This window comes from Polynucleobacter sp. MWH-Braz-FAM2G, assembly GCF_018687635.1.
In the GTDB taxonomy this organism is placed as follows: Bacteria; Pseudomonadota; Gammaproteobacteria; order Burkholderiales; family Burkholderiaceae; genus Polynucleobacter.
This window is the reverse complement of the sequence record NZ_CP061300.1, coordinates 1,874,441-1,890,475: the sequence shown is the minus strand read 5'-3', so window position 1 is coordinate 1,890,475 and position 16,035 is coordinate 1,874,441. Positions and strand designations below refer to the sequence as shown.

The 16,035-nt window shown below is 44.8% G+C and carries 10 protein-coding genes; 4 read left to right on the top strand and 6 right to left on the bottom strand.

Translation table 11 applies throughout. The annotated features are described in order from the left end of the window. Positions 1 to 14: 14 nt before the first annotated feature. The gene (locus FD973_RS09555; protein WP_215323243.1) at positions 15 to 584 is read left to right on the top strand and encodes a cob(I)yrinic acid a,c-diamide adenosyltransferase; all 570 of its coding nucleotides are present in this window, start codon (positions 15 to 17) and stop codon (positions 582 to 584) included. Positions 585 to 627: 43 nt separating this feature from the next. Here FD973_RS09555 and FD973_RS09550 read toward each other — a convergent pair whose 3' ends face one another. Genes FD973_RS09550 through FD973_RS09535 form a run of 4 tightly spaced genes read right to left on the bottom strand, consistent with a single transcriptional unit; the run spans position 628 to position 8,269 of the window. Next, complete coding sequence (locus FD973_RS09550) at positions 628 to 1,752, bottom strand: 3-deoxy-7-phosphoheptulonate synthase (protein WP_215323241.1); 1,125 nt, start codon at positions 1,750 to 1,752, stop codon at positions 628 to 630. Between the two features lie 30 nt (positions 1,753 to 1,782). After that, the gene (tldD, locus tag FD973_RS09545) at positions 1,783 to 3,273 is read right to left on the bottom strand and encodes a metalloprotease TldD (RefSeq protein WP_251368768.1); all 1,491 of its coding nucleotides are present in this window, start codon (positions 3,271 to 3,273) and stop codon (positions 1,783 to 1,785) included. 20 nt (positions 3,274 to 3,293) lie between these two features. After that, positions 3,294 to 4,127 carry a carbon-nitrogen hydrolase family protein gene (locus FD973_RS09540; protein ID WP_215324778.1) on the bottom strand — a complete coding sequence of 278 codons (834 nt, stop codon included), beginning with the start codon at positions 4,125 to 4,127 and terminating at the stop codon, positions 3,294 to 3,296. A 5-nt stretch (positions 4,128 to 4,132) separates the two neighbouring features. Beyond that, positions 4,133 to 8,269, bottom strand: a complete 4,137-nt coding sequence (locus tag FD973_RS09535) for a YhdP family protein (RefSeq protein WP_215323239.1) — start codon at positions 8,267 to 8,269, stop codon at positions 4,133 to 4,135. 77 nt (positions 8,270 to 8,346) lie between these two features. Here FD973_RS09535 and glnE point away from each other — a divergent pair, with 77 nt between their 5' ends. Beyond that, complete coding sequence (gene glnE / locus FD973_RS09530; RefSeq protein WP_215323238.1) at positions 8,347 to 11,160, top strand: bifunctional [glutamate--ammonia ligase]-adenylyl-L-tyrosine phosphorylase/[glutamate--ammonia-ligase] adenylyltransferase; 2,814 nt, start codon at positions 8,347 to 8,349, stop codon at positions 11,158 to 11,160. Between the two features lie 36 nt (positions 11,161 to 11,196). Here the strand turns inward: glnE and recN are convergent, their stop codons facing one another. Both recN and FD973_RS09520 read right to left on the bottom strand, forming a co-directional pair. Beyond that, the gene (gene recN, locus FD973_RS09525) at positions 11,197 to 12,867 is read right to left on the bottom strand and encodes a DNA repair protein RecN (protein WP_215323236.1); all 1,671 of its coding nucleotides are present in this window, start codon (positions 12,865 to 12,867) and stop codon (positions 11,197 to 11,199) included. Between the two features lie 26 nt (positions 12,868 to 12,893). Beyond that, positions 12,894 to 13,799, bottom strand: coding sequence for an NAD kinase (locus FD973_RS09520; protein ID WP_215323234.1), 906 nt, complete (start codon positions 13,797 to 13,799; stop codon positions 12,894 to 12,896). A gap of 37 nt (positions 13,800 to 13,836) precedes the next feature. Between FD973_RS09520 and hrcA the strand changes: the two genes are divergently transcribed. Both hrcA and hemH read left to right on the top strand, forming a co-directional pair. Further along, complete coding sequence (gene hrcA, locus FD973_RS09515; RefSeq protein WP_215323232.1) at positions 13,837 to 14,847, top strand: heat-inducible transcriptional repressor HrcA; 1,011 nt, start codon at positions 13,837 to 13,839, stop codon at positions 14,845 to 14,847. 41 nt (positions 14,848 to 14,888) lie between these two features. Beyond that, positions 14,889 to 15,983, top strand: a complete 1,095-nt coding sequence (hemH, locus tag FD973_RS09510; RefSeq protein ID WP_215323230.1) for a ferrochelatase — start codon at positions 14,889 to 14,891, stop codon at positions 15,981 to 15,983. Positions 15,984 to 16,035 lie beyond the last annotated feature (52 nt).

The window sequence follows — 16,035 nt, the reverse complement described above, 5'->3', positions numbered from 1 at the left end:
CTATAATTAAGCTTATGGGAAATCGACTATCAAAAATCGCTACTAGAACCGGTGATGCGGGCATGACCGGCTTGGGTGACGGGAGTCGCGTTGAGAAAGATCATCTGCGAATCTGTGCCATGGGTGATGTAGATGAGCTGAACTCTGAAATCGGGGTTTTAATGACCGAGGCGATCCCAGAAAAAATTTCTGCCGAGTTGCATGAGCTTTTTCTGCAGGTGCAGCATGATTTATTTGACTTGGGTGGTGAGCTTTGTATCCCTAATTACAAGTTACTCAATCCTGAGCATGTTGCCCAACTCGATATTTGGCTTGAGAAATACAACAAGCAATTGCCTCCGTTAACTGAATTTATCTTGCCAGGTGGCACACGAGCAGCCGCACAAGCACACGTTTGCAGAACTGTATGTCGTAGAGCGGAACGTTCGATTGTGCGTTTGGGTTGGGAGGAGTCTTTGTACGATTCCCCGCGTCAGTATGTAAATCGATTATCCGATTTACTTTTTGTACTTGCTCGTATTTTAAATCTGGCTGCTGGTGGCACAGATGTGCTTTGGAAGCACGAAAAAAAAGAGACCAAATAAATTAGTCTCTTTAGGGTGTACGACTTTTAAATTTATTTTTGTATTATTTTTTCTTGCTTCTGCGTTTCTTAACAGCGGTAGCAAGACGTTCTAGTACTTGAACTGAATCATCCCAGTTAATACAAGCATCAGTAATACTTTTGCCGTATTCCAAATTGTTCGGATCATCTTTTCCTGGTGTAAATTTCTGCGCACCATCATTCAGATGGCTTTCAACCATTACGCCGAAAATTTGATGTGAACCAGACTCAATTTGTTGAGCAACATCATCAGCAACAATAATTTGACGCTCATGCTTCTTGCTGGAATTGGCATGCGATAAGTCAACCATCAAACTGGCTGGAAGCTTGGCAGCATCGAGCTCAGAGCAGGCGGCTTGTACAAACTTTACTTCGTAGTTCGGCTCTTTACCACCACGCAAAATCACATGGCAATCTTTATTACCCTTGGTCTCCACAACAGATACTTGACCATTCTTATGAACGGATAAAAAGTGATGTGGGCGACCTGCAGCTTGAATAGCATCGGTAGCAATTTTGATATTGCCATCAGTACCGTTCTTAAAGCCAATAGGCGCAGATAAACCTGAAGCGAGTTCGCGATGTACTTGACTCTCAGTAGTACGTGCGCCAATTGCGCCCCAAGAAATCAAGTCTGCAATATATTGTGGGGAAATCACATCCAAGAATTCGCTACCAGCTGGCATTCCGAGACGATTAATTTCCATGAGCACTTGGCGAGCGAGTCGCAGACCCTCTTCAATGCGATAGCTTTCATCGAGATAGGGGTCGTTAATCAAACCTTTCCAACCAATAGTGGTTCGTGGCTTTTCAAAATATACCCGCATCACAATTTCTAGCTCACCTGCGAAACGCTTACGTTCTGCTAAAAGACGTTGGCAGTATTCAAGTGCTGCTCTTGGATCATGAATAGAGCATGGTCCAATGACAACGAGTAAGCGATCGTCTTTGCCATGAATAATGTCGCGGATTTTTTTGCGCGTTTTACTAATTAACGCTTCGGTAGGCGTTCCCGCGATTGGGAAAAAGCGGATCAAATGCTCTGGCGGAGGCAGAACAGAGATGTTATCAATGCGTTGATCGTCAGTATCCGAGGTTTTATCAACAGCGGAGTACCAATTGGCGGGATTCGTATTTTGTTGGCTCATACGGCTATTTTAAGCCGTAATTTGACTTAATCAGGCGGTTCCACCTACGGTGAGGCTATCAATCCTCAGTGTAGGCTGTCCAACCCCGACCGGAACACTTTGTCCTTCCTTGCCGCAAACCCCTACGCCGCCATCGAGTTTGAGGTCATTTCCGATCATGGAAACTTGTTTTAAGGACTCTGGGCCACTGCCAATAATCGTTGCGCCTTTAACAGGATATTGAATTTTGCCGTTTTCCACCCAGTAGGCTTCTGAGGCAGAAAAAACAAACTTCCCACTGGTGATGTCTACTTGGCCGCCACCAAAATTAACTGCATACAAGCCACGTTTAATGCTCGCTACGATTTCTTGGGGATCATCTTTTCCTGCCAGCATGTAGGTATTGGTCATTCTAGGCATTGGAAGTGATGCAAAGCTTTCGCGACGCCCATTTCCAGTTAGCGGCATCTTCATGAGGCGTGCGTTCAGGCTATCTTGGATATACCCCTTGAGGATGCCATCCTCAATCAAAGTGGTGCATTGCGTTGGCGTTCCCTCGTCATCGATATTCAGAGATCCACGACGGCCGGATAGGGTGCCATCATCCACAACCGTGACTCCCTTAGCCGCAACCCGTTGCCCAATACGACCAGCAAATGCGGAGGAGCCCTTACGATTAAAGTCTCCCTCTAATCCATGTCCTACTGCTTCATGCAAGAGAACACCGGGCCAACCTGGTCCCATCACTACAGTCATTGGGCCCGCAGGGGCAGCCCGAGATTCAAGATTGATTAAGGCACCATCCACTGCTTCATCAACATAGCGATTAATGAGCTCAGTATCAAAATAGAGGTAGTCGTGACGAGCACCACCACCTGAGGATCCAGATTCGCGACGACCATTTTGTTCGGCAATGACATGTACCGAAACACGTACTAGTGGTCGAACATCAGCAGCTAATAATCCATCTGCGCGTGCCACTAGCACCACATCGAACTCACCTGCCAAACTTGCCATCACTTGAATGATGCGTGGATCTCGTGCTTTAGCACGACGTTCAATACTCTCAAGTAATGCAATCTTTTCTTTTGGTTGGAGGGAATCCAGAGGATTGATATCTGAATACAGCTTATTAGAAACAGGGTTAAATAACTTGCTGGCCACTGATTGTTTTCCGCCCTCAGGACCAATGACTCGTGTAGCGGTGGAAGCCTTATTTAGAGCTTCTAGATTAATTTCATCCGAGTAGGCAAAAGCAGTCTTATCACCATAGATCGCTCGCACACCAACGCCTTGATCAATATTGAAGCTACCTGACTTAACAATTCCCTCTTCAAGACTCCAACTTTCGCTTCGAGTATGCTGAAAATACAGGTCTGCATCATCAAGGCGGTGGGTGAATAGATTGCCAAAAGTGCGGTGTAGGTCTTGCTCGGATAAACCTGTGGGCTCAAGTAGGATCGATTTTGCTAATTTGATTAGATCTGATTGTTTTTTAGCTTTTGTCCAATTAGCTGGAAATAGTGCTTCTGGTGCATTCATGTAGTTTGGCAAATCTTTCTCTAAAGCTTGCGATGTGCAAGTGCTGGTAGCTTAGAGCGTACCTCGTTTAATTTATCTTTGCTCAAAACCCCAGAAATAAAGCCCTCTCCCTCGGGGAGATTGGTCAAGATATTGCCCCAGGGGTCAATAAGCATGCTGTTTCCCCACGTGCGACGTTGATTTATGTGTGTCCCACCTTGTGCTGAAGCTAACACATAGCATTGGTTTTCAATAGCTCGAGCGCGTAGTAAAACCTCCCAATGATCCTTGCCGGTGGTGTAAGTAAATGCAGCAGGAATTATGTGGCAGTCAACTGTTCCAAGGGTTCGATAAAGTTCGGGAAAGCGTAGGTCATAACAAACGCTCATACCAAAAGTCCATTCAATTCCATCAACTGAGATTTTGAAGAGGCCCGGTTCATTTCCTGCTTCAATTGTTTCTGATTCTTGGTAACGCTCAGTAGCAGTCTGAAATCCAAACAAATGAATTTTGTCATAGCGATTAATTTGCTTACCTGAAGGATCAAAAACAAGCATGGTGTTGAGCACCTTGTTGGGATCAGAAGCTTCAAGTGGAATGGTACCCGCGACTAAATAAAGATTATTTTCTTTGGCAAGTTGTGAGAGATGAGCTTGAATGGGGCCGTTACCCAGCTTTTCTCGAGCATGTACTTTATCGGTATCTTTCAGGCCCATTAAACAAAAGTATTCAGGCAGTACCGCTAGCTTTACACCCTCATCCGCTGCCGCCTTCACCAGCCTGCTTGCCGTAGAGAGATTCTCATGGATTGTTGGAGTGGAGATCATCTGAATGGAGGCAATCTTCAGTTTTCCAGTGCTTGCTAAGGCGCTCATCATGATCAATTGGGCTTTTTAATTAAATTACTTGGATTATTTTGTTGCTCTGAATTGTCATTGCTCGGTTTACTTTGCTCTTTGAGTAAATCTTTGCTTCTGATGGTATCTAGTGATTTCGGATCCAGCGGCTGCCCTTGTTGGTCTAGTGGAATGACTTCAGGATTATCCCAAGATCCTTGCACCAAATAATCGGATTGAAGATTGCGATTAATTTGACTAGTAATTAGGTACTGGCCAACCAATGCTCCGAGACCAACAATCGGATTGATGGCAAAAGCAGCCAATGAACCAGCCGTTGCATCAATTGTAGGAAATATCGTAACTCGCAAATCTTGTGTATGTTTGGCAATGTTAATTTGCCCAGACATGGCAACTCTTGCTTGATCAAGAGCCATATTGAATTTTTTGGTTTGAGCTATTCCAGAATTGATATCAAAAGACGCATCAATCGAATTAAAAGGCGTGCCTTTTGTGACAATATTTCCAAGGCCTCCTTTGAGATCGAGAGTTGCAAATTTAAATAAGCTTTGCAAACTAAGTACATCAAGAAGTTTAGCGCCGCTAGAATTCACTTCCAGCAATCGACCTTTCTCTAGGTTCAATACTGCCTTACCAGTGAGGGTTTCGTAATTAGGATCAAAAGGAGATCCGTCCCACTCAGAATTTGCTGTTAATTTGCCTTGTCCACCCTCTACAGATTTTTGATCGCTCCAGCGTGCAATGATCTGTCCGGCATCTTTGATGATTAGTTCGCCATTGAAGCTTGTATGTTCGATGTCTTTTCCTGTTGCGCCTATCCATTTGCCGGAGAGAGTGCCGCTGCCTTGCGGATGATTAATTTGAAGAGAATCCATTACCAAAACATTATTGCTTGTTTTGGTCTTGAGCTTCACTTGCCCTAGCTGGCCTTTTGACCATGAAAAATCATCAATTACCAGATCAAAACTGGGAATTAACTCAGGGCTTTTCTTAGCCTTTGGCAAAGTATTTTTCTGAGTAGGCTTGGTAGTCTCAATCGAAACGGTAGTTTCAGGTGGCACTTTAAGACGCGTCAAATGTCCACTAATTAGGCCGCTTGTCTGCAATTTATCGGGACCAGAATATTGAATTTGGCCGGCAATGGATGGTGAGTTAAAACGCATTTGCCAAGATACATTTTTATTGTTTGCAGAAAAACTCATATCCTGCCATTTACGATTCAGGTATATAACCTTCTTTACATCTGCGTTGAGTTGAACATTTCCTGCGCTCGGATTTTCTGTCTTGCTGGGGGCGCCCCTTTTCTTTTGATTATCAAGATAGTCCTGCCAAGCATCTAGATCCAGCTCTGCTGAAGTTAAATTAAGCTGAAATCCTTGAGTAGGTGTAATTGCAGGGGCTCCAATTCCGATTGCGTGGCGAAGATTTTCATCTCCACTAATTTCGCCTTTAATAAAGTAGGCATCACCAAATTTTCCATCCCAAGAAAAGCTTCCTAAATTGGTTTTAGTCTTTGGGGTGGTTTTTAGAACTACCTGACCAGTCATGGGAACGCCAAGCTGCTTCTTAACGGGGATAGGGGCAGAACTAGCCCAATCTCGCATATCAAATTTGAGGTTGGTTTCGCTATTTCCTTTATTGAAGTTGATGCTGCCTTCATATCTTGCAATACCGCTAAGTGATTGAAGAATTGGAATCGTTTGTATCGCCGTATCATTTAAAAAATAGTTTTTAATAAAGTTGGCCGCTATATCCCCAGAAATGTTGTAGCTTTGGTTAGAGGACGCGCTTGAAATCTTGATGGCGCCACCAAGAAAATTGGCGGTGATATCTTCAAACTCAGGATGAACCTCGGTAATTCTCATCCTTCCTTTGAGGTTTTCAAAAGGAGGTAAATCCGCCCATTGCACTCTATTTCCTGGAAAGCTCAATCTGATATCAGTACTAGTTTCTCCGCTCCCGGTTAAAGGAATCTTTAGTCCTAGGCTTAGATTGGTAGATCCTGAAATTTTCAAATTATGCTCAAGAGCAATTTTGCTCTTGCCAACAGGTGAGGCAAATAAGTAGTCTAGCAATTGGGGCGCATCACCTTGTGCTTCTCCGTTCACGGCAAGAATTAATTGCTTCGCGCTAACGCTCGGAATCTCCGCATGAAATTGACTGAGGGCAACTTGCTTGTATTTGGCTTGAGCAATGTCAATTACTAGGTTGGCGTTTTGCATGCTAATAATGCCATTCACCTCACTAAATGGCAGCCAAACTCCATCAGCGACATTGGTGCTTGGTACAGGATGAAAGATAGCGCTAACAATTGGTAGTTTGAGAGTGAATTCTCCGGTGCCCGCTTTAGCAAACGGGACTTCGCTAGGATCCCCTTTAATGTGTAAGTTACCATTTTTGATGGTCCCAGCATCAAAAGCTTTGCTTAAATAAGATTTGGCATCGCCGCTCATTCCCACTGGCAAATAACGATGAGCCGTCTTAAGATTTGCTTGTGCAAAATTCATGTCAAGACTCATTACGTCAGGATTTTTAGCATCACCGATGATGTAATTTAAGTTGAGCGTTGTAGATATTTCAGGGTTGCTAAGCGAGAGTTGCTTCGTATCGATGACCCAATTACCTTTTTGTTTTGCCCAAGAAATTTGGCCGGACGCTTGATCAAGCTTGATTTTAGGGTCAACCAATAAATCATTGATTTCAACTTCAAGATCATTCGATTTGACAGAGAAGCTGCCCTTGTTTTGGTCTGCAGTGAGAAAGCCTGAAAGATTTGTTACTGAAGGAATTATTTTGCTAATTCCCGCGAAACTTAAATTGACTAGTTTCGCGCTCACCGTAAAGTCGACTTTGTTTGATTTAAACCATCCTCCAGGAATATTTAATGCAGATAAAGGCGATTTACTTTCAGACCAATTAATATCCAAATTCTGTAGTTCACCTTCAGCCTGTGAAGCTTTAATCCATTGATGAACTTTTTTCGACAGCGGAAGATTAAGGGCAAACAGAGCTACATCTTCAACAAGGATCTTAGGTGATGAGAAGCCAAATTCTTTAATTTCTCCGTCACCAGCTGGTGGCCTCCAGCGGAATGTCATTGGACTTAAATTCTCAAGCGGGGTTGATTTGGGGCTGTCAAAGTCACGCCAAGCAAAGGTTTTGGTTGTGATCGATATCAAGCCACCATCAGTTTCTTGGGTGAGATTGGTTTCAAGCCTTCCGAGCGCAATCGCATCTTCGCCTTTGGAGAGTTGCAGAGTTAAATTATCAGCAGCGAGATAAACCTCTCCACCATCTGGCTTGCCGTTATCGATTTTTAATTTCCCTTTGGAGTTCAATACTCCTGTCAAGGTATTAAGAGGTAGAACAAATTCTTTTGCAATTTGACCGAGTTGAAGTTCATTTAGGCTCCATGAGATAGTGCCAATCCAATCGCGCCAATTGCCAGCTTGACCACCAATATGATGAACCAAGTCAATCTCTGCCGAGACAGGGTCTTTGGTCCAGGGTGTGATTGCGCTTAATGAGCCTGTATGACTGCGTATGCCATTGCTAAGGGAAAGATTTTTAATCTCTATCGAAGCAATTGCTTTCTTTTTGAGTTGGTCATCCCAAAATAATTGAACGTCACTAATGCGAATATCGTTTTGCGCAAAAAGCCAATTTTCTGCTGAATAGTCATTGGTGTTTCCATCAACTGAAATGCCGGCAATGGTGATTTTTCCATTGCTATTGCGTTGAGCATAAATTTCAGCGCTTTCAACATTAAGTTCATGGAAATAGGGCGCAAGATGATAAAAGGATGCCCAGCTAAGTTGTCCATTAATCTTCTGAATGGAGAGTGGGGGTTTTGTTTTATCGGGGCCACTGAAGCGAAGGCCTTCAATTTCAAAGTCGGGCCTAATGCCTGTCCATGAAACCTGTAAGGAATCCATTGTGACTTCAGTTCCGAGACGGGCGCTCAGAACTTTCTCAATTGATGCTTTGGATTTCTCGATTTGTGGCCAAAGTACAAAACGCACCCCTATATGACCCAGCACAAAAAGTACTAAGACAAATCCTGCCAATATCAGGGCTCGCTTGCGCCACGTCCCACCCAACCCTTGAGGACGTTTAGCAAACACGCTCTTGAGGCGAGGAGGGATAATATTTTGCAGCATGGCATCTATTATCCGTCAGCCTTGGCTTCATCGCCAAGCTTCTGGCTAGGTCTTCTAGGTCGGATTAAGATGGGGGGATGGATGAATTTTCCCAACAGATTGATTTTCTAGAGCAACACTCAACCTATGCTCGACGCTGGCTCGGTGCGCACCCCGAGTGGCTTGAATGGCTTCGTATTCAGGGGCGGAAAAAAATCGACATAGAGGGTATTCAGCATTTGCTGAATGACTGTTCTGTATACCAGCAAGTTGAAGAGCGGGATGAGGTCTTATGGATGTCCAATTTGCGCTTGGCAAGACAGCGCTTAATGTTGTGGGTGGCATTTCGGGATTTAAATGGCATGGCCGACCTTCAAGAGGTTACACATGCGCTAAGCCATTTTGCTGAATTAGCAGTCTCTGCATCGATTGCATTTGTCCGCGAGGATCTGAAAAATCGCTTTGGCCTACCTTGGAGTCGAACCACAAATTCTGAAATGCCGTTAATGGTTGTTGGAATGGGTAAATTAGGTGGCTTGGAATTGAATCTTTCATCTGATATCGACTTAATATTTTTATATGAGCACGATGGTGAAACTAACGGTGCCCCAAAAAGTTTGTCTTATCAGGAGTGGTTTACCCGAATGGGTAAAAGCCTCATTAGATTACTTGCTGAGCATGATGCCAATGGTTTTGTATTCAGAGTAGATATGCGCCTTCGTCCCAATGGGGACTCTGGACCCCTTGTATGTAGTCTCGATATGCTAGAAGAGTATCTTTTGGTTCAGGGGAGAGAGTGGGAGCGTTACGCATGGATTAAGGGCAGATTGATTGCGCCTTTGCCGAACTCTCCAGATTTTGCTCATTGCCAAAAAGAATTAGATCAATTGATTCGTCCTTTTGTGTATCGCCGATATTTAGATTACGGCGTGATTGCAGCTATTCGAGATTTGCATGCGCAAATTAAAGCAGAAGCGGAGAAGCGCTCTTCTGGTCATCAGGGGCGCTCACGAGATATTAAGTTGGGACGTGGTGGCATTCGAGAGATTGAGTTTTTAGCGCAAATGTTCCAACTGATGCGTGGTGGTACTGATCCTCGCTTTAGAGTGCGCCCAAGCTTGGAGGTATTAGAGCTTATTAAGCAAAATGGCATCTTGAACGCGGATGAAGTGGAGTCTCTGCAAGAAGCCTATGTTTTCTTGAGGCGATTAGAGCACCGGATTCAGGTGTGGGATGACCAGCAAACCCATTATTTTCCCGACGATGCTGAGGCCCGTTCACGCTTGGCGATTTCGATGCAAGGTTTAAATACGCCAGTAAGTTCATTTATTGCTGAACTTGATCGTCATCAAAATAATGTGGCACAGCTTTTTGAAAAAGCCTTTTTATTAGATGATGATGCACGCCTTGAAATTACGCCTTTAGCAAACAACTGGGCTCCAGACAAATCTTTTTTTCCTGAATCGTTTCTTCGTTGGGAGGCGTGGGTTGATAGCCCAAAGCAAAAACTCTTGCCTGAGAAGAGTCGTTTAATTGTCGACAATTTGATGTGTAGCGCTGCACGCAATCTGCAGAGTAATGGCGCTAGCCCAATTGATGCGGATCATACCTTATTGAGTTTCTTTGACTTGCTTGAGGCTATAGCTAGGCGCAGTGCTTATCTTTCAATTTTGGCTGAATACCCAAAGGCTTTGTCTAATGTATTGGAGTTACTAAAAGCGTCACAGTGGGGAGCCCAATATTTAACCCGCCATCCCCATTTGCTCGATCACTTGCTGAACTCGCAAATTGAGAGGGCATTAATTGATAATCCAGAGAAATATTGGGCAGAAGTAAAGTCCAATCTCAACATGAGGTTAGATGATGTGATGTCTGCGGATGATGGCTCTGAACAGGCTATGGATATCCTGCGTGTTGTTCATCACAACGAAACCTTTATTACCTTGTTGGCGGATTTAGGAATCGGGATAAAACAGGCTTTGCCAGTAGAAAAGGTGAGCGACCATTTGTCTGCGCTTGCGGACTTAATTTTGCAAACCACGTTTGAGCGTGTCTGGCCTGGGGTGGCCAAAAAATTTGAATTATCTTCCGAAGTCATTCCGCCATTTGCCATCATCGCTTATGGCAAATTGGGGGGAAAAGAATTGGGCTATGCCTCTGATTTGGATCTCGTATTTTTGTATCAAGCCGAGGATTCTGACTATGCTGCGCAGGAGGTCTATGCGTTACTGGCTAAGCGAATGATTAACTGGCTAACTGCATATACATCTACAGGTAGCTTATTTGAAATAGATACTCGTCTTCGCCCGAACGGATCAGCTGGTTTTTTGGTTACGAATGCCGATGCTTTTAAAAAATACCAACTCCGCGAAGGTGATAATGCCGCTTGGGTCTGGGAGCATCAGGCTCTAACTAGAGCCCGTTTTTCTGCAGGCAATTCAAATGTAGGCAACTTTTTTGACTCAGTACGCTCCGAGGTGTTAAGTCAGAAACGGAACATTGAACATCTTCGATTTGAAATTTTAGAGATGCGACGTAAGGTGCATGCTGGCCATCCCAATACGGACACAGAGTTTGATCTCAAGCATGATTCTGGTGGCATGGTCGATATTGAGTTTATTGTGCAGTTTCTGGTGCTAGCTTATGCACATCAATATCCTCAGCTACTTGGCAATCTTGGCAATATCGCATTACTCAGAATTGCTGGTGAGGCAGGTTTAATCTCGTTAGACCTTGCTCATTCTGTAGGAGATGCCTATCGATTGCTGAGGGCGCGTCAACATCGTCTGCGCTTAGACGGGGCTGAAAAGACTCGTATTAATCTAGAAAATGAGCACCAGTTAATCGCTGCTAAAGATGTAGTGCAAGCGCTTTGGCTGCAAATTTTTAATGCATCTTCTGATAGTGCCTAGCGTGGCTTAATGCCTCAGAAGATCACACAAACTTCGTTAGTTTTGCTCTAGTAATTCGCGTGCGTGACGTCGGGTGGTATCCGTAATCGTGGCGCCACCCAGCATACGTGCAACCTCTTCAACGCGCTCAGCCCTGCCCAAGATCTGTACTTGCGAGACCGTCTTCTCACCACTTTGTGATTTGCTGACCTTAAAGTGGTGATTGCCTTGTGCTGCTACTTGCGGTAAGTGAGTGACACATAAAATTTGATGTGACTGACCTAGCTGGTGCAAGAGTTTCCCGACAGTTTCGGCTACTGCTCCGCCAATGCCAGCATCCACTTCATCAAAAATGAGTGTGGGCATAAATGAAGCCTTGCTGGTGATGACGCTGATTGCTAGGCTGATACGCGCCAATTCCCCACCAGAGGCTACTTTTGCAAGTGGTCGAGGGGTGCTTCCAGCATGCCCTGCTACTAAGAATTCTATTTGTTCTAGACCATGTGATCCGCCCTCAGAAAGTGGCACTAAAGTGATCTCAAGACGGCCGCCTGCCATAGATAAATCTTGCATAGCCTCTGTGACAAGCTTGCTTAGATTGGATGATGCTTGGGCGCGTTTTTGTGAGAGCTGTTTAGCTAACTTGAGATAAGCGGCCTCTTCTTGCTTTACTTTTTCACGGAGAGCATCAATATTTTGCGAGGCTGTCAGTGCGTCTAAGCGTTCTGAGGTTTCAGTTAGAAGCTTTGGAAGCTCGTCAGGTTCGGTGCGATATTTCCTTGCAGTGCTGTGCAGGACTTGCATGCGTTCCTCGACTTGCGCTAGTCGGGCTGGATCTAAATCAAGCTTTTGAAGATAGCGATTGAGACCATGAATAGCTTCGTCTAATTGTATGTTGGCTGATTCAAGCGCTTGGCTAATATCACTAAGACCTGAGTCATGTGCAACTAATGAATCAATAGAACTGCAAACTTTAGTTAAGCTAGATGCAAGCGAATTGTCTGCATCACTTAAAGTATTAATAGCCTCTTGGCAACCTTCAATCAGTTTGGCGCCATTAGCTAGTTTTGCATGCTCACTTTGAATGCTTGTCCATTCACCTTCTTGTGGTGAGAGCTCAGTTAACTCTTCAAGTTGCCACTCAAGACGCTCTCGTTCGCGTTCGATATCCTGACCAGCGTTTTCAGCTTGCTCCAAACGGCGTCGGGATTCGGCAACAATTTTAAATGATTGGGAAACTTCTGTCGCAAGCGGTATTAAGCCTGCATGACGATCAAGAAGTTCTCGTTGTGCTCCACCCTTTAATAAAAGTTGATGTGCATGTTGCCCGTGAATATCGACAAGTTGGTCGCCTGCTTCGCATAATTGGGTTAAGGTAGCTACGCTTCCATTAATAAAGGCGCGGCTACGACCATTGGATTCGACCGTTCTTTTGAGAAGTAAGCTTCGACCTTCATCTTCTAGAGGGAAGCCTTGCTCATCCAACCAATGGTTAAAAGATTTCACTTGCTCAGGGTCAATACGAAAGAGCGCAGAAATTTCTGCTCGATTGCTGCCCTCGCGAATTTGGCTACTATCGGCGCGTTCGCCAAGCACTAAGCCAAGTGCATCAAGTAGGATGGATTTACCAGCGCCGGTTTCACCAGTAAGCACCGTAAAGCCCGAAGAAAAATCTAATTCAAGCTGATCAACAATGACAAAGTCACGAAGTGAGATAGTTTGAAGCATGTATTAGCGTAGCAAAAAACTCGACATTAGAATGTCGATGGGTACTCGTTCCAATGCAGTTTCTCGCGCAATGTTTTGTAGTCGCTATGTTTGCTTGGATGAAGAAGCGCAATGGTTTTGTCGGATTGGCGCACTTCAATCTTGTCACCGCTTTGCAAATTCGTTTGAGATTGCATATCAAAATTGACAATCACTTCTCTGCCATCAACAACTTCAATCACGGTAACGCTATCTTGGGGTAGAACGATTGGTCGATTAGAAAGCGAGTGCGGTGCAATTGGCGCCAGCAAAATACCTGCCACATGGGGATGCAAGATAGGGCCACCAGCTGAGAGTGCATAAGCAGTTGAGCCAGTGGGGGTTGAAACGATTAAGCCATCTGATCTTTGGTTGTACATAAAAGAGCCATTGACATGTACTGCCAGTTCAACCATTCCAGAAATACCTGATCGGTTTACAACAACATCATTCAATGCCAGAGCGCGATTAATTTCTTTACCATCACGCATGACGACTGCAGCGAGAAGAGTGCGAGTATCAGCTTCATAGTCTCCAGCAATAATTTTGGGGAGGATAGTTTGCACAGACTGAATGGGAATATCCGTCATATACCCAAGTCGACCCATATTGATGCCCACAAGCGGCACATTGCTACCCGCTAGTTGGCGACCAATACCCAACATCGTGCCATCGCCTCCAAGAACGACAACCAGATCAATTGCCCCAGCAAAATCCTCTGCGGTCTTGATTGGAAAGTCTTTTAAATCCAGATGTTGTGCTGTGGCAGCCTCTAGAAATACCTCGCATCCCAAGCTTTTGACTAGTACGGCCAGGTCTTTTAGGTGCTCATCAATGCCATCCGCATGAAATTTTCCGACGAGCGCAACTCGGCTAAATGCCTTCTTGGTGGAATTTGGGGATGGGCTTAACATATAACGATTAAACCATAGGCATAAAATCCCTTCCACCATGGACGAACGTTCCCGCGCACTGCTGAAAACCCTCATCGAGCGATATATCGAGGAGGGGCAACCTATTGGCTCGCGCACCCTTTCCAGATTCTCGGGTTTAGACATCTCGGCAGCCACTATTCGTAATGTCATGGCTGATTTGGAGGAAATGGGGTTGGTGACCAGCCCCCATACTTCGGCGGGTCGCATTCCGACTCCCAAGGGCTATCGTTTATTCGTGGATACCATGGTGACAGTCCGCCCCTTGGAAGAAATTGCGGCTCGAGAGGTGGAAAAAGGGCTTTTACCTGACTCTCCACAGCGAGTCTTAAATTCAGCGGCTCAAATTTTGTCCAACCTGACCCATTTTGCTGGGGTGGTGATGACGCCTAAACGCACCCAAGTTTTTAAGCATATTGAGTTTTTGCGCTTAGGGGAGGGCAAAATCTTGCTCATCATGGTGACCCCAGATGGCGATGTGCAGAATCGCATCTTGCCAACAACTCAGGATTACACGCCCAGCCAATTGATTGAGGCAAGTAACTTTATTAATACCCAGTTTGCAGGGAAAAGTTTCGATCAAGTTCGGGCGCATCTGATTTCAGACTTAGATAATTTACGTGCTGATATTTCTGGTTTGATGGCTTTAGCCCTTCAAAGTGGCGTCTCTGATTACGATAGAGGTGCAGCTGGAATGGTCTTGTCTGGCGAGCGTCGCTTGTTGAATGTTGGCGACTTAAGCTCTAACCTCGATAAACTGCGCAAAATGTTTGATATGTTGGAGCAGAAATCGGTGCTCATGCAATTACTCGATGTGTCTAGTCATGCAGATGGCGTTCAGATATTTATTGGCGGTGAGAGTGATTTGTTGCCTTATGAAGATCTGGCTGTGATCAGTGCTCCCTATAGTGTTGATGGCCAAATAGTAGGAACACTTGGTGTGATAGGACCAACTCGGATGGCGTATGACAGAGTTATTCCGATAGTCGATATCACTTCTAAATTACTGTCTGGAGCGCTCAGCTCCTAAACATTTACTAATAACTATTTATTTACTAGAGACAACTTATCTTGAATCAGAACCCGCATTTGCGCGCAGCTAAAACAGCAGTCTTACTATTGAATTTAGGTACGCCATCAGCACCAACACCTAAAGCAGTGCGTGCGTATTTAAAAGAATTTCTTTCTGATCCTCGCGTTGTGGAAATTCCGCGAATCATTTGGTGGTGCATTTTGAATGGCATTATTTTGCCGATTCGTAGTAGCGCATCAGCAAAGAAGTATGCATCCATTTGGTTGCCAAAATTAGGTTCACCTTTGATGCACTACTCACGTCTACAGGCAAAAGAGCTGGGCGATCAATTTGCAAATAAGGGGCATACTGTATTGGTTGATTTGGCAATGCGCTATGGTCAGCCATCCACACAATCTGTACTGGAGAGCCTGAAGACACAAGGCATGGAGCGTTTATTGTTATTGCCTCTATACCCGCAATATTCTGCAACTACTTCAGCCTCTAGCTTCGATGAAGTTTTTCGTGTTTTAAGTACTTGGCGTGATCAACCTGAGTTGCGATTAGTGAAACACTATCACGATCATCCAGCTTACATTGCCGCTCTACGTGATCAAGTTTTAGTGAATTGGGAAAATGATGGGCGCCCAGATTTTGATCGGGGTGATCGTTTTGTCATGTCTTTTCATGGATTGCCAAAGCGCAACTTAATGAAGGGCGACCCATATCACTGCGAGTGCTTGAAAACTGGGCGTTTACTCGCAGAGTCATTGGGCTTAGTGCCAGGCCAATACATTGTGACTTTTCAATCTCGCTTTGGTAAGGCTGAATGGTTGAAGCCCTACACAGCGCCGACTATAGAAAAGTTAGCTAAAGAAGGCTGTCAGCGCATCGACATTTTCTGTCCTGGTTTTCCGGCTGATTGTTTGGAAACCCTTGAAGAGATCGCTATGGAAGCTCGTGAAATCTTTTTGGAGCACGGCGGTAAGGACTATCGCTATATCCCTTGCTTAAACAGCAATCCCAAGTGGATAGAGGCATTGCGGGATATTGCCCAACATCATTTGCAGGGCTGGTATTTGGGTGTGGAATCTGAGGCCGATTTGGCGAAGCGTAATGAAAGGGCTGAGCTCGCGGAAAGAGCCAAGTCTTGAAATTGCAATAAACAGCCCCATATTGGAAAGTAATAGTCATCTTTTAGAAAAG